The sequence below is a fragment of the Rhodobacter calidifons genome, from assembly GCF_011174775.1.
GTDB classification, from domain to species: domain Bacteria; phylum Pseudomonadota; class Alphaproteobacteria; order Rhodobacterales; family Rhodobacteraceae; genus Tabrizicola; species Tabrizicola calidifons.
In genome coordinates this window covers 169,856-184,425 of sequence record NZ_JAANHS010000007.1, presented here as the reverse complement: position 1 = coordinate 184,425, position 14,570 = coordinate 169,856, and the positions used below count along the sequence as shown (strand labels likewise).

Genomic DNA, 14,570 nt, shown 5'->3' with positions numbered 1-14,570 from the left:
TCACCCAGCGGCGGGTCGGCCTATGATTGACTGAGCGACAGGAGCTTCCGCATGATCGTCGAACTCGGGCATTTCGCGCTGATCCTGGCCCTGATGGTGGCGCTGGTGCAGTCCAGCCTGCCGCTCTGGGGTGCGCATCGCGGGGATGCGCGGCTGATGGCGCTGGCGGGACCGGCGGCGGGGGTGCAGCTGGTGCTGGTTGCGGCTGCCTTTGCCGCGCTGACCTGGGCCTTTGTCGTGTCGGATTTCTCGCTGGCGGTCGTGGTGTCGAATTCGCATACGCTGAAGCCGATGCTCTACAAGGTTTCGGGCGTCTGGGGGAACCACGAAGGGTCGCTGCTGCTGTGGGTGCTGATCCTGGCGATCTATGGCGCGGCGGTGGCGGCATTCGGCGGCAATCTGCCCGTGCGGCTGAAGGCGCGGGTGCTGGCGGTGCAGGGGCTGATCGGGGTGGCCTTCATGGCCTTTCTGCTGTTCACCTCGAACCCGTTCTGGCGGCTGGCGGTGCCGCCCCTGGACGGGCAGGACCTGAACCCGCTGTTGCAGGACCCCGGCCTCGCCTTCCATCCGCCGTTCCTGTATCTGGGCTATGTCGGGCTGAGCATGGCCTTCAGCTTTGCCGTGGCCGCGCTGATCGAGGGGCGGGTGGATGCCGCCTGGGGGCGCTGGGTCAGGCCCTGGACCCTGGCGGCCTGGATCTTCCTGACCATCGGCATCGCGCTGGGGTCCTGGTGGGCCTATTACGAGCTGGGCTGGGGCGGGTTCTGGTTCTGGGACCCGGTGGAGAATGCCAGCTTCATGCCCTGGCTTCTGGCGGCGGCCTTGCTGCATTCCTCGATCGTGGTGGAAAAGCGCGAAAGCCTGAAGGCCTGGACGATCCTTCTGGCGATCATGGCCTTCGGCTTCAGCCTGATCGGCACCTTCATCGTGCGGTCCGGGGTCATCACCTCGGTCCATGCCTTCGCCAACGACCCGGAACGCGGGGTGTTCATCCTGATGATCTTGGGCTTCTTCACCGGCGGCGCGCTGATGCTGTTCGCCGCCCGCGCCGGAGCGATGGAGGCGCGGGGGGTGTTCAGCCTGGTCAGCCGCGAAAGCGCGCTGGTGGCCAACAACATCCTGCTGGCGGTGTCGGCGTTCGTGGTGTTCATCGGGACAATCTGGCCGCTCGTGGGGTCAATGTTGCTGGGTCGTGACCTTTCGGTGGGCGAGCCCTTCTTCAACGCGGCCTTTTCGCCCTTCATGGTGGCCCTGGCGCTGATCCTGCCGCCCGGGGCGATGCTGGCCTGGAAGCGGGGCTCGCTGGGGCGGAGCCTGCGGTCGCTGATCCCGGTCCTGGTGCTGTCGCTGGCCCTTGGGGCGCTGGCCTTTGCGTTGCAGACCGGGCGGACCGCGCTGGGGCCGATCGGCCTGATGCTGGGCGCCTGGGTCGGCTTCGGCGCGCTGGCCGACCTCTGGGCCCGGACCGGGCGCGAGGGGATCGCGGCGCGTGCCGCGCGGCTGGGCCGGTTGCCGCGCGCGGACTGGGGCAAGGCCACGGCGCATTTCGGGCTGGGGGTCACGATCTTTGCCGTCTCGGCGATGCTGTCCTGGAAGATCGAGGACATCCGTGTCGTGCAGGAGGGCGAGACCTTCCCTCTGGGCCGCTATGAGGTGCGGCTGGACCGGGTGGAGGAGGTGCAGGGGCCGAACTATGTCTCGACCATGGGCACGATGACGGTGACGCGGGGCGGGGCCTTCGTGGCGATCCTCAGGCCCGAGAAACGGTTCTATCCCGTCGCCCAGATGCCGACGACCGAGGCGGCCATCGACTATGGCTTCCTGCGCGACATCTATCTGGTGCTGGGCGACCGGCAGAACAGCGGCGGCTGGGCGGTTAGAAGCTATATCGAGCCCTTCGCCAACTGGCTGTGGGCAGGCTGCATCCTGATGGCGCTTGGCGGCTGCCTCAGCCTGTCGGACCGCCGCTACCGCGTGGCGGCAGGGGTGCGGAAGGTGCCGGCCGGAGTGCCGGCGGAATGAGGCCTGCCGGAACCCTTTGGCGGGCCGGCGGGCCGGCCTGTGCGCTGGCCCTGTTTCTGGCGGCAACGCCGGTGCTGGCGGTGCAGCCCGACGAGATGCTGACGGACCCGGTGCTGGAGGCCCGCGCCCGCGCGATCAGCCGGGACATCCGCTGCCCGGTCTGCCAGGGCGAGACCATCGACGACAGCAATGCGCCGATCAGCCGCGACCTTCGGCTGATCATCCGCGAGCGGCTGGTGGCGGGGGACAGCGATGCCGAGGTTGTCGCCTACATCGTCGAGCGTTTCGGCGAGGGGGTGCTGTTCAACCCGCCGGCGCGGGGCGTGAACCTGATCCTGTGGCTGGCCGGTCCGGCGCTGCTTGTTGCCGGACTGGCCGTCGCCCTGACGGCGGCGCGGCGGCGGGCCCGGCCCGAAGCGAGCCTTTCGGCCGAGGAAGAGGCCAGGCTGCGCGAAATCCTGAAGGAGTGACGCCGCGTCCGGCTTTGGGCCGGGGCTGGCCACCGCTAGACTGGCGCAAAGGCTGGGAGGGCGGGCGATGGCGGAACGGGTGCGGGTCGAGTCTGATGGGGGCGTGCACCGGATCACGCTGAACCGGCCCGAGGTGATGAACGCGCTGGACGGCGCCTTGCGGCGCGCGTTGACAGAGGCCCTGCTGGCGGGACATGGGGCGCGGGTGATCGTGCTGACGGGGGCCGGGCGGGGCTTCTGTTCGGGGCAGGATCTGAGCGATGCTTCAGGTCTGGACGCGGCGGGGTTCGAGGCAACCCTGAACGACGAATATGTGCCGATGATCCGGGCTATCGTGGAGGCTCCGGTCCCGGTCATCGCGGCGGTCAATGGCGTGGCGGCGGGGGCGGGGGCGAACCTGGCGCTGGCCTGCGATCTGGTGGTTGCCTGCGAAAGCGCGGTCTTCATCCAGGCCTTCACCCGGATCGGGCTGATCCCGGATGCGGGCGGGACATCCTTCCTGCCGCGCCGGGTGGGGTTGCAGCGCGCGATGGGGGCGGCGCTTCTGGCCGAGCCGGTCTCCGCGCGGCAGGCCGAAGCCTGGGGAATGATCTGGGAGGCGGTGCCGGACGATCGGTTCGCCGAGGTGGTGGCGGCGCGGGCGGCGCGGCTGGCGGCGGGGCCGACCGGGGCCTATGCGGCGCTGAAACAGGCGATGCGCGGGGCCTTCGATCAGAGCCTGGAGGCGCAACTGGCCGTGGAGGCGCGGTTGCAGGCGGTCTGCGGCGCCTCGGACGACTTCCGCGAGGGCGTGGCGGCGTTTCAGGAAAAGCGTGCCCCGCGGTTCACCGGGGCGTGACGGACCGCTCATCGTCCCCTTCGGGGCTCTTCGCTTGGTCTGGTCCCAGCGAAGAGCGACGGAACGGACGCGATGAGCGGCCCTGCGTCAGACCCCGCGCTTGAGGCCGGCGACGCCGGTGCGGGCGATCTCGATCAGGCCCAGGGGACGCATCAGATCGGCGAAGGCGTCGATCTTTTCCGGCGTGCCGGTCATTTCGAAGACAAAGCTTTCCAGCGTGGAATCGACGACATTGGCGCGGAAGATCTCGGCCAGGCGCAGGGCCTCGATCCGGTGTTCGCCCTTGCCCTTCACCTTGACCAGCGCCAGTTCGCGCTGGACCGAGGGGCCTTCGGCGGTCAGGTCGTGGACGGCGTGGACCGGGACCATGCGCGACAGTTGCGCCTCGATCTGGTCGATCACCGCCGGTGTGCCGCGGGTGACGATGGTGATGCGCGAGCGGTGGCCGGTGTGGTCCACCTCGGCCACGGTCAGGCTGTCGATGTTGTAGCCGCGGCCCGAGAACAGGCCGATCACGCGGGCCAGCACGCCGGGTTCGTTTTCCACGATCACCGCCAGGGTGTGGCTCTCCTCGACCTCGGAATTGGTGGCGCGCAGGTCATAGGCGGAATGGCTGGAAGAGCCCTTCTTGATGTTCAGTGCGGACATGGGTCCTACCTTCGGTTGGATGTTTGCATGGGTCTAGAAGCCGATCCAGGCGGGGCGGCCCACCCGGCGGATGAGGGCGTAGAGGATGAGCGGGCCGATGATCCCGGCCAGGGTTCCGGCGACCATGTGCAGCGCGAGGTCCTGGGTCAGCCGGCCGAGGACGGCGCGGGTTCCGGCAGAGAAGATCGTGTGCGCAAGGTAGATCCCCATCGAGGAGACGCCGAGCCAGGCCAGAAGCCGCGGGGCCGCTGTGACCGGGGCTGCGGTCAGTGCCTGAACCATCACCAGCGCCGCAAGCGACAGCGCGATGCCCAGAAGCTGCGCTGTCATGAGCGTCGGCGGCAGCTGGAAGCTGAGCACTTGCAGGCCCACGAAGGCCAGCACGGCAAGGCCCGGCGCGGCGGCACCCGTCGGGCGCCAGGGCCTCTGGCCAAGGGCGAGGCCGGCAAGGAAGGCCCCGGCATAGGTCAGGGCGCCGTGGGTCCAGGCGTTCAGGCCGACGGGTGTCAGGCTGGAGGCCAGGACGGCCACGGCCGCCAGCAGGGCCCAGGCCGGGGCCGAAAGCGGGCCGGTCACCAGCCGGATCAGGCCGAGGACGGCCAGATGTTGCAGGAAGAGCGCCCAGAGAAACCAGAAATGGTCGCGCGGCGGCAGGGGGAGGAAGGCGAGGCTCTGCCAGCCGCCGACCTGGGTGTTGGCGGCATCTCCGGCGGCCAGACGGGCGGCGGCGAAGAGATAGGTCCACAGGATCAGCGGCCAGATCAGGCGGGTGAACCGGCTGGCCGCGGCCTCGCCCAGCGGACGGCGGAGCGCCCAGGCCTGGAAAGTCATGCCGGACAAGAGGAAGAACAGCGGCATGTGGAAGTTGTAGATCAGCCGGTCGATCAGCCGGAAAAGGTCCGGGTTGCCGATCATGCCCGCCGAGTCCAGCCCGCGCCAGGCGTGGCCGATCACCAGGAGGATGATGCCGATGCCCTTGGCGACGTCCAGCGACAGGTCGCGGGAACCAGGACGGGCAGGGGCCTCGGCGGTCATCGACATGTCGGGCACTGTCTGGCGGGGTCGGTCATCGTCAGACCAGCACCGCCCCCTTCGCGCCGATGACGCCCTGGGTTTCGGCCTCGCCCAGCAGCATCTCGTTGTGCGGCTTGCCCGAGGGGATCATCGGGAAGCAGTTCTCGTGCTTTTCCACCAGGCAGTCGAAGATCACCGGGCCGTCGTAGCGGATCATCTCCATGATCGCGTCGTCGAGGTCGTTCGGATCCTTGCACTGGATGCCCTTGCAGCCGAAAGCCTCGGCCAGCTTCACGAAATCGGGGAGCGCTTCCGACCAGCTGGAGGAATAGCGTTCGCCATGGAGAAGCTCTTGCCACTGGCGGACCATGCCGAGGCGTTCGTTGTTCAGGATGAACTGCTTGACCGGCGCGCGGAACTGCATCGCGGTGCCCATTTCCTGCATGTTCATCAGCCAGGAGGCCTCTCCGGCGACGTTGATGACCAGCGCCTTGGGGTGGGCGATCTGCACGCCGATCGAGGCGGGCAGGCCATAGCCCATGGTGCCGAGGCCACCGGAGGTCATCCAGCGGTTCGGGTCCTCGAAGCCCAGGAACTGCGCGGCCCACATCTGGTGCTGGCCGACCTCGGTGCAGATGTAGCGGTCCATGCCCTTGGTCAGCGCCTCGAGCCGTTCCAGCGCGTATTGCGGCTTGATCGTGGTGGTCGAGGGCTTGTAGGCGAGGCACTTCACCGCGCGCCATTCGTCGATCTGCTTCCACCATTTGGCGAGCCCCCCCTTGTCGGTGCGGCTGCCGCGCGCGCGCCATTGGCGCAGGAGTTCCTCCAGCACCTTCGTCACGTCGCCGACGATCGGCACATCCACATGGATGACCTTGTTGATCGACGAGGGGTCGATGTCGATGTGGGCCTTCCTGGACCGCGGCGAGAAGTCCTTGACGCGGCCGGTGATGCGGTCGTCGAAGCGGGCGCCGATGTTGATCATCAGGTCGCAGCCGTGCATGGCGAGGTTGGCCTCGTAAAGCCCGTGCATCCCCAGCATGCCGATCCAGTTCCTGCCCGAGGCCGGATAGGCGCCAAGGCCCATCAGGGTGGAGGTGACCGGAAAGCCGGTCTCGGCTGCCAGTTCGCGCAGCAGCTGGCTGGCGCGGGGGCCAGAGTTGATGACGCCGCCGCCGGTGTAGAGGATCGGGCGTTCGGCGGTTTCCATCAGCTCGACCAGGCGGGCGATCTGGGCCGGGTCGCCCTCGGTGCGGGGCTGGTAGTGGCTGACGCGGGCCTTTTCGACCGGCGTGTAGTCGGCGGTGGCGAATTGCACGTCCTTGGGAATGTCGATCAGCACCGGGCCGGGGCGGCCGTGGGTGGCGACGTGGAAGGCCTGGTGGATGATGTCGCTGAGTTTCGCGGTGTCCTTTACCAGCCAGTTCATCTTGGTGCAGGGCCGGGTGATGCCGACGGTATCGGCCTCCTGGAAGCCGTCGGTGCCGATCATGAAGGTCGGGACCTGGCCGGTCAGGACCACGATCGGGATCGAATCCATCAGCGCGTCGGTCAGGCCGGTCACGGCGTTGGTGGCCCCGGGGCCGGAGGTGACCAGCGCCACGCCGGGCTTGCCGGTGCTGCGGGCATAGCCTTCGGCCATGTGCACCGCGCCCTGTTCGTGGCGGACCAGGATGTGGCGGATGTCGTTCTGGAGGAACAGCTCGTCATAGATCGGAAGCACGGCACCGCCCGGATAGCCGAAGACGACCTCGACGCCCTGGTCCTTCAGCGCCTGGACCACCATCTTCGCACCGGTCATCTGCTTCGACATTTCCGTCTCCATTCAGCCGCAACAAAAAGCCCCCGAGGTTTCCTTCGGGGGCGCATGGGAACCTGTATGGTCAACCGTCACCGGCCCATGCGCTTCCTTCCTACGATGACAAGAAGTCTGGCCATTCGGACCACCCTTGACGTTTCGGTCGGTAAGGTAGGCGGGGATATGCCGGGCGTCAACGGGATTTGCAATACGAAAATGTCGCGCTGTGCCGCGGATTTTGAACTATTCTTGCGAAGGAACGGCCTGCTGCGCAAGATTTGGAACATCCGGCAGCAGGCCGCCCGTTCAGGCCATCATCCAGAGGTATCCGCCGTAACAGGCCAGCAGGGCCAGACCGACGATGCGGGGCAGGTGGCCTGTGGTCATGACCGCCACCGCAAGACCGACCGAGGTGCCGGCGACCCACCACATGTCGGTGTCGGCAAAGCGCGGTTCGGCCGGGATCGGGGCGATCAGAGCGGTGATCCCGAGGATGGAGAGCAGGTTGAAGATGTTCGAGCCGACGACATTGCCCACGGCGATCTCGGTGTGCTTGCGGTAGGCCGCGATCACGCTGGTGGCCAGTTCCGGCAGCGAGGTGCCGACCGCGACGATGGTCAGGCCGATCACCGCTTCGGGGACGCCGAAGGTCTCGGCGATGATGGTGGCGCTGTCCACCAGAAGGCGCGCGCCGACCACAAGGCCCACAAGTCCCGCGCCGGTCATCGCCCAGGCTTTCCAGGCGGGGCCGAAGCTTTCGGTTCCGGGGTCGGGCGGGTGGCCGCTGCCCGCGACGAAGGCCATGGCGATGAAGGTCAGCAGGCCCGCGACCAGCAGCAGCCCGTCCAGCCGCGAGATGCTGCCGTCCATCAGCATGACCCAGACCGCCGCCGTCGCGGCCAGCATCATGCCGAGGTCGCGCCAGAGCTCGCGTCCGGGCAGGACGAGCGGCGCGATCAGCGCCGAAACGCCCAGAATCAGGAGCACGTTCGCGATGTTGGAGCCGATCACGTTGCCGATGGCGATGCCGGGGCGGTTCGACAGCGCGGCCTGGACCGAGACGATCAGCTCGGGCGCCGAGGTGCCGAAGCCGACGATGGTCAGCCCGATGAGGAGCGGCGAAAGGTGGAAGGCGCGGGCGATGGCCGAGGCGCCGCGCACAAGGAACTCTCCCCCCGCCACAAGGATGACGAGACCGACGACGAACAGCAGATAGGTCACAAGGAGCCCCCGGTTGGTTTCGGGGAACGTTGGGTGGCGGCGCGGGAATGCAAGGGGGCGGGTGCCGATTTCGCCGGGTGCGGTGCGGATTTTGCCGGGGGCAGCCGGCTTCCGTGGCGGCGCGGTATCGGACGACGTTCAGCCTGTTGCCCTTGGGGTCACTGACGCATCCGGCGTGGAAGGTCGGACCATATTCAGGGTGCTTGTCCGGGGGCCTTCGTCGCTGCCGCCATGGGCGAGGGCCGCGTCGAAGACGGCGATTGCGCGCGGAAGATCGCGGGCGCCAGGCGCGACATGGCTGACCATGGAGCGGGCCGTTCGGGGGCCGATGATTCTCCTCCCGGACAAGCACTTGCGCCGACAATCCGGGCATATGGTCGCGACAGGCGGGCATCCCTCCGCCATGATAGCGCCAACAGCATAGCGCAACGGGCACATGTGGCATTCTGGTAAAGTTCTTTTACCAGAAGCGGGCCTCAGGCGCAGATTTGGGTTCTCATCTTGCGCAAGGTTCACTACGGTCTATGTCGCAGAATCCCGAGCCGGGGCCAACGATCCCGGACGGGCCAACAGTGGAGGAGAACTGCATGGATAGACGTTCATTTCTGACGAAGGCTTCTTTGGGCGGCGTGGCCGCTGCGGGGGCTGCAACGCTTGCGGCACCGGCGATTGCCCATGACAGCCCGACCGTGACCTGGCGGGTCACCTCGTCCTTCCCGAAATCGCTGGACACGATCTATGGCGCGGCGGAAGTCATGTCGAAGGCGGTCAGCGACATGACCGATGGCAAGTTCACCCTGCAGGTCTTCCCGGCGGGCGAACTGGTTCCGGGTCTGGAAGCCGCCGATGCCGTGTCGCAAGGCACGGTCGAGGCCTGCCACACGGTGCCCTACTATTACTGGGGCAAGGATCCGGTCTATGCGCTTGGCGCTGCGGTGCCCTTCGGGCTGAACGCGCGGATGATGAACGCCTGGTTCTACCATGGCGGCGGCATCGACATGATGAACGAGTTCTATGCCACGCAGAACCTGATCGCCTTCCCCGCCGGCAACACCGGCGTGCAGATGGCGGGCTGGTACCGCAAGGAGATCAACTCGGTCGCCGATCTTCAGGGCCTGAAGATGCGGATCGGGGGTTTTGCCGGCAAGGTGATCGAGAAGATCGGCGTCGTGCCGCAGCAGATCGCGGGTGGCGACATCTATCCGTCGCTGGAGAAGGGCACCATCGACGCGGCCGAATGGGTCGGGCCCTATGACGACGAGAAGCTCGGCTTCTACAAGGTCGCGCCCTACTACTACTATCCCGGTTGGTGGGAAGGTGGCCCGGCGATCGCCACGATGATCAACCTGGCCAAGTGGAACGAGCTGCCGCCGGCCTATCAGGCGGCGCTGCGGGCGGCCTGTGTCGTGGCCAACACCGACATGCTGTCGAACTACGACTGGAAGAACCCGACGGCGCTGAAATCTCTGGTGGCCAATGGCGCGCAGCTGCGGCCCCTGCCGCAGGACGTGCTTGTGGCGGCCTTCGATGCGGCCGAACAGACCTATGCCGAGGTGTCCGCCACCAACGAGACCTTCAAGAAGATCAAGGAAAGCCAGGACGCATTCCGCCGGGATGCCTACCTGAACGCCCAGATCGCCGAATACAACTACGACGTCTTCATGATGACGCAGCAGCAGGCCGGCAAGCTTTAAGCTTTCTGGCACAGGAAACTGGAAGGCCCCGGAGTAATCCGGGGCCTTTTCCGTTGGTCAGGGGTTGACGACCGGCGCGCCCAGCTGCGGCATGCCCGGCAGGGTGGGAAGGCCTCCGGGCGCCGGGGGGGCGCCGTCGGCCGGCGGGGTTCCGCCCAGATTGGGTGCTCCCAGCGTCGGGGCTCCCAGGGTCGGGGCTACCAGGGTCGGGGCTCCCAGGGTCGGGGCTCCCAGGGTCGGCGCGCCAGGCAGACCTGGCAGTCCGCCGCCCGGCGCGGCGGGCGCCGTCCCCGTGCCGCCCGGCGCCATTGGGGTAAAGCCCGGCACCCTGATCTCGATCGTCGAGGGGTCCACGACCGGACCCTTATAATGCATGACCATCTGCGGGAAGAAGACCACCGCGAAGATCATCAGCACCTGGATGACGATGAAGGGGATTGCGCCCTGGTAGATCTCTCCGGTCCGGATCCCCTCCATCTTCCTGCCGGTGACCTTGTCCAGGTAGGGCACCCGCGCCGCGACGGACCGCAGGTAGAACAGCGCAAAGCCGAAAGGCGGGGTCAGGAACGAGGTCTGAAGGTTGACCCCGATGATGACGCCCAGCCAGATCAGGTCGATCCCCAGCGTCTGGGCGGGCGCGATCAGCAGCGGGATCAGAATGAAGGCGATCTCGAAGAAGTCCAGGAAGAAGCCGAGGACGAAGATGATCAGGTTGACCACGACGAGAAAGCCATACTGGCCTCCCGGCACGGCGGTCAGCAGCTCTTCCACCCAGACATGGCCGTTCACGCCGTAGAAGGTAAGGCTGAACATCCGCGCGCCGATCAGCACGAACAGGACGAAGGCCGAGAGCCGCGTGGTGGCGGCCAGCGCCGAGTGCAGCATCGGAAAGCTGAAACGTCCCTTGGCGAAGGCCAGCATCATCGCGCCGACCGCGCCCATCGCGCCGCCCTCGGTGGGGGTGGCCAGGCCGATGAAGATCGTCCCCAGCACCAGGAAGATCAGCGCCAGCGGCGGGATGAGCACCATGATCACCTGCTGCGCCAGCCGCGACAGGAGGTTGAGGCCCAGGTAGCGGTCGGCCAGCGCATAGAGATAGAGGGTGATCGTCCCGATGGTCGCGCCCAGCACGTCGGCGTTGGAGCCCCAGGCGTCATACCACGTCAGATGCGCGCCGTAGCTGATGGCCAGGCCCGCGACCAGCGCGACCAGCAGCGAGGTCACGCCCCCGCCCAGCGTCCGTGCCTCGGGCGGAAGGGCCGGCACCTTGTGCGGCTGGAAGATCGCCGTCATCGCGACATAGCCCAGATACATGCCGGTCAGCACCAGCCCCGGCACCATCGCGCCGCGATACATGTCGCCGACCGACCGGCCCAGCTGGTCGGCCAGGATGATGAGGACAAGGCTGGGCGGAATGATCTGCGCCAGCGTGCCGCTTGCGGCGATCACCCCGGTTGCCGTGCGCCGGTCATAGCCGTAGCGCAGCATGATCGGCAGCGAGATCAGGCCCATGGCGATGACCGAGGCCGCGACGACCCCGGTGGTGGCCGCCAGAAGCGCGCCTACCAGCACGACGGCGAAGGCCAGGCCGCCGCGGATCGGGCCGAAGAGCTGGCCGATGGTGTCCAGCAGATCCTCGGCCATGCCGCTGCGTTCCAGGATGATCCCCATGAAGGTGAAGAAGGGAATGGCCAGCAGGGTCTCGTTCGAGATGATTCCCCACAATCGCTGCGGCATGGTGCCCAGAAGCGGCCAGCCCAGGGTGATCTCGCCGTTGGAATAGGGGGCCAGCCAGACGCCGATGACAAAGAAGATCAGCCCGTTCGCGGCCAGCGAGAAGGCCACCGGATAGCCCAGCAGCAGAAAGACGACCAGGCTGGCGAAGATGATCGGCGCCATGTTGTGTGCGAGGATCTCGATCATCTGCGCACCTCGCCCGTGTCATGCGCCTGCACTTCGGCCTTCAGCTCTTCCACTTCCTGCAAGGCATGTTCCTGTGCCGAGACGAAGGGATGCGGATCCTCGATCAGCCCGCGCATGACGGCGATCTTCTTGACGATTTCCGACAGGGCCTGCGCCACCAGAAGGACGAAACCCGCCAGCAGGATCGCGCGCGCCGGCCAGATGATCAGGCCGCCGGCGTTCGTCGAGACCTGTCCGGACCGCCAGGCCTGCATCGTGTAGGGCCAGAGATACCAGACCATCAGCGCCGCGAAGGGCAGAAGGAAGAAGATGTGGCCGAAGAGGTCGATCCAGTGCTGCGTGCGGCGCGAGCGGCTGCCGTAGAACACGTCGATGCGGATGTGTTCGTTCTGTTGCAGCGTATAGGCGGCCGCCCCCATGAAGGCCGCCCCGAAGAGATACCATTGCAGCTCCAGCCAGGCGTTGGAGGACAGGTTGAACAGCTTGCGGCTGACCGCATTGCCGGCGCTGACCAGAACGGCCAGCAGGATGAGCCACATGACCACCCTGCCGATCAGTTCCGTCAGCCGGTCGATGCCCCGCGACAGGGCCAGAAGGGCCTGCATGGATGGTTCCTCCCCTGGATCACCCCGGTTGCTCCGGCGGTGCGGTGTTTTGGTAAGATTATCTTACCGATTATTGCAGTTCCGACCCGCAGGTCAAGTCTTTCGGCCCGGTCCCGTCAGCCGAGAGCGGCAGCGCGATCCTTCAATCGCTGGCCGACCTCGGAGATGGCGCGGATGACGGGCATGAATTCCTGTCCAAGCTCGGTCAGCGCGTATTCGACCGTGGGAGGAGAGCCTTGCAGCACGGTCCGGATCAGGATGCCCCGGTCTTCCAGTTCGCGCAAGCGCTGGGTCAGCATCTTGGCCGAGACCAGCGGGATGACGGCGCGCAGTTCCGAGAAGCGGCGCGGACCGGAGGACAGGTTCCAGATGATGTTGGGCGTCCAGGCGCCGCCGATGACGGCCATGCAGTCCGAAAGCGGACAGGTCGGGTGCGGCATGCGGCTCTTGCGGCAGATCCGGGTCATTGCGGGTTTCCTGGCGCGGCTGATCCTGAGATAGCCATCGCAAAGCGTTACCGCAAGTTACCGCGTGGGCCGCCGATTTCCTTGCGGAAATCGGTCCGGAGCCTTGCAGGCTCCGTGCTGCGCCAGATGCCGGGGCGGCGCCACCCGTCCGGGTGCGGCCCGATCAGGCCCCGGCGGTTGCCGAAAGGGTCGCGCCAGACGGCGACCGTGCCATAGGGTTCGTGGCGGGGCGCTTCCTCGAAGGCGACACCGGCGGCCAGCAGGGCGGCATGGTCGCGGGCTTACAGCCGGGTATCGGGCAGGCTGATCCGGGCGACCTGTTCCGCGATCGGATCGACGGACAGGGGATGCAGGTCGGCGGCATGCGAGGACGGGTCGCCCAGGGGCACCCATTCACCGCCCTTGTAGATTTCCAGCGCCGAGAAACCCGCCTTGTAGCCCATCTTGCGGCTGCCGGGCACCCAGTAGCCGAGATAGACATAGGGCAACCCCGCCTCGCGCGCGATCGCGATGTGGTCGAGAATCACATGGGTGCCGAGGCTGAGCCCCGAGAGGTCGGGATCGTAGAAGCTGTAGACCATCGACAGCCCGTCATCGAAGACATCGGTCAGGCAGACCGCGGCCAGTTGTCGCCCGCTGTCTCCGGCGCGCGGGGGGCGGGTGTATTCGATCACGCGGCTCTTGATCGGGGTTTCCTCGATCATCGCGGCGAATTCGAAGATGTCCATGTCGGCCATGCCGCCGTCGGCGTGGCGATGGTCGAGATAGCGGCGGAACAGCGCGAACTGGTCCTCGGTCGCCCAGGGCGATGTGGCGTTGCGCCGCAACTCGGCCGTGCGCTTCAGGATCCGCCGCTGCGTGCGCGAGGGCCGGAAATCCGCCACCCGGATGCGGGCCGAGAGGCAGGCCGAACATTCCGCGCAGGAGGGGCGGTAAAGCACGTTCTGGCTGCGCCGGAAGCCCTGTTTCGACAGGGTGTCGTTCAGCTTCTGCGCATGTTCCCCCTGTAGCGCGGTGAAGAGCTTGCGTTCCATCCGGCCCGGCAGATAGGGGCAGGGCTGGGGCGCGGTCACATAGAACTGCGGCGTCAGGGGCAGGGAATGGCGCATCGGTCTTGGGTCGGGGGACTTCGGGCGGGAGTGGACTGGCGCAGAGCCTAGCAAGCGAATGTGCTTCCGCCAAGCGCCGCCTTGCGGAAAAAGGATCACCCGCCCGTGCGCGGGGCACGGACGGGCCGAGGCGGTTCGGCGAGCCGGCCCTGGTGCCGGTCAGTATTCGCCGGGCCGGACGCCGGTTTCGGGCTTCGTCGCGGCCTCGGTGGCATCCTGTGCGGCCGTGGCGCGGGCGCGGTCTTCCATGAAGCTGTCGAACTCGGTCTTGTCCTTCGAGCTGCGCAGGCGCTGGAGGAAGTCCTCGAAGGCTTCCTGTTCTTCTTCCAGTCGGCGCAGCGCCTGGGCCTTGTAGTCGTCGAAGGCGGAGTTGCCGGTGGGCTGGGACACCCGCTGGCCGTGGCGACCCCAGCTTTGGTCGTGGTGGCGGCGCTGGCCGCAGGAACGTGCGAACATCTGTTTTCCCCAGATCAGATAGGCCAGGATGGCAAGGCCGATGAAGGGGTTGACCAGAAAACCCAGGACCATGAAGGCGATCCAGGCCCATTTCCCCTTGGCATCGAGCCAGGCTTCTCCGCGGCGGAGCGTGTTGCGGAACCCGCCTTGCGGGGCGGTGTCGGAATAGCTGTGCATGGCGGTCTCCAGTTGCATGTGAACGTCTTTCACATGACGGAAGATGGAGTGGATACCACCGCGGCGCAAGAGGTGATGTGAATTATTTTCACATGGTCATTCCCCGGGCGATCTTCCGCCGTTGCGGT

General features: G+C 66.9%; 13 protein-coding genes and 1 pseudogene. 4 read left to right on the top strand and 10 right to left on the bottom strand.

Annotated elements, in window-relative coordinates; translation table 11 throughout:
• The first annotated feature begins 51 nt into the window (after positions 1 to 51).
• The 3 genes from G8O29_RS11375 (at position 52) to G8O29_RS11365 (ending at position 3,330) form a co-directional block, all read left to right on the top strand.
• Complete coding sequence (locus G8O29_RS11375; RefSeq protein ID WP_166403354.1) at positions 52 to 2,022, top strand: heme lyase CcmF/NrfE family subunit; 1,971 nt, start codon at positions 52 to 54, stop codon at positions 2,020 to 2,022.
• A complete protein-coding gene (locus G8O29_RS11370) occupies positions 2,019 to 2,492 on the top strand; it encodes a cytochrome c-type biogenesis protein (protein WP_166403353.1) in 474 nt (157 codons plus the stop codon). Before G8O29_RS11375 ends, G8O29_RS11370 begins: the two co-directional genes overlap by 4 nt.
• 67 nt (positions 2,493 to 2,559) lie before the next feature.
• Complete coding sequence (locus tag G8O29_RS11365; RefSeq protein ID WP_166403352.1) at positions 2,560 to 3,330, top strand: enoyl-CoA hydratase-related protein; 771 nt, start codon at positions 2,560 to 2,562, stop codon at positions 3,328 to 3,330.
• An 87-nt stretch (positions 3,331 to 3,417) separates the two neighbouring features.
• Here G8O29_RS11365 and ilvN read toward each other — a convergent pair whose 3' ends face one another.
• The 4 genes from ilvN to G8O29_RS11345 form a co-directional block, all read right to left on the bottom strand.
• Positions 3,418 to 3,978 (bottom strand): acetolactate synthase small subunit, encoded by a 561-nt coding sequence (gene ilvN, locus G8O29_RS11360; RefSeq protein WP_166403351.1) that lies wholly within the window; start codon positions 3,976 to 3,978, stop codon positions 3,418 to 3,420.
• Between the two features lie 33 nt (positions 3,979 to 4,011).
• Entirely contained in the window at positions 4,012 to 5,019 is a 1,008-nt protein-coding gene (locus tag G8O29_RS11355) for an acyltransferase family protein (RefSeq protein ID WP_166403350.1), read from the bottom strand.
• Between the two features lie 31 nt (positions 5,020 to 5,050).
• The gene (locus tag G8O29_RS11350; RefSeq protein ID WP_166403349.1) at positions 5,051 to 6,805 is read right to left on the bottom strand and encodes an acetolactate synthase 3 large subunit; all 1,755 of its coding nucleotides are present in this window, start codon (positions 6,803 to 6,805) and stop codon (positions 5,051 to 5,053) included.
• Positions 6,806 to 7,096: 291 nt separating this feature from the next.
• On the bottom strand, positions 7,097 to 8,011 hold the full coding sequence (locus tag G8O29_RS11345) for a calcium/sodium antiporter (protein WP_166403348.1): 915 nt from the start codon (positions 8,009 to 8,011) through the stop codon (positions 7,097 to 7,099).
• A 587-nt stretch (positions 8,012 to 8,598) separates the two neighbouring features.
• On the opposite strand from G8O29_RS11345, the gene G8O29_RS11340 reads away from it, so the two are divergent.
• Positions 8,599 to 9,705: a TRAP transporter substrate-binding protein gene (locus tag G8O29_RS11340; RefSeq protein ID WP_166403347.1), complete on the top strand. Its 1,107-nt coding sequence runs from the start codon at positions 8,599 to 8,601 to the stop codon at positions 9,703 to 9,705.
• Positions 9,706 to 9,762: 57 nt separating this feature from the next.
• Here G8O29_RS11340 and G8O29_RS11335 read toward each other — a convergent pair whose 3' ends face one another.
• The 6 genes and pseudogenes from G8O29_RS11335 to G8O29_RS11310 all read right to left on the bottom strand — a co-directional run bounded on the left by G8O29_RS11335 (position 9,763) and on the right by G8O29_RS11310 (position 14,460).
• On the bottom strand, positions 9,763 to 11,628 hold the full coding sequence (locus tag G8O29_RS11335) for a TRAP transporter large permease (protein ID WP_166403346.1): 1,866 nt from the start codon (positions 11,626 to 11,628) through the stop codon (positions 9,763 to 9,765).
• Positions 11,625 to 12,233 (bottom strand): TRAP transporter small permease subunit, encoded by a 609-nt coding sequence (locus G8O29_RS11330; RefSeq protein ID WP_166403345.1) that lies wholly within the window; start codon positions 12,231 to 12,233, stop codon positions 11,625 to 11,627. Before G8O29_RS11330 ends, G8O29_RS11335 begins: the two co-directional genes overlap by 4 nt.
• Before the next feature lie 116 nt (positions 12,234 to 12,349).
• The gene (locus tag G8O29_RS11325; RefSeq protein ID WP_166403344.1) at positions 12,350 to 12,700 is read right to left on the bottom strand and encodes a winged helix-turn-helix transcriptional regulator; all 351 of its coding nucleotides are present in this window, start codon (positions 12,698 to 12,700) and stop codon (positions 12,350 to 12,352) included.
• A 161-nt stretch (positions 12,701 to 12,861) separates the two neighbouring features.
• Positions 12,862 to 12,981: pseudogene (locus tag G8O29_RS18475) on the bottom strand (VOC family protein); the annotation flags it as partial.
• Entirely contained in the window at positions 12,982 to 13,809 is an 828-nt protein-coding gene (locus G8O29_RS11315; RefSeq protein WP_166403343.1) for an arginyltransferase, read from the bottom strand.
• A gap of 159 nt (positions 13,810 to 13,968) precedes the next feature.
• Complete coding sequence (locus tag G8O29_RS11310; protein ID WP_242679062.1) at positions 13,969 to 14,460, bottom strand: DUF2852 domain-containing protein; 492 nt, start codon at positions 14,458 to 14,460, stop codon at positions 13,969 to 13,971.
• Positions 14,461 to 14,570: the final 110 nt, after the last annotated feature.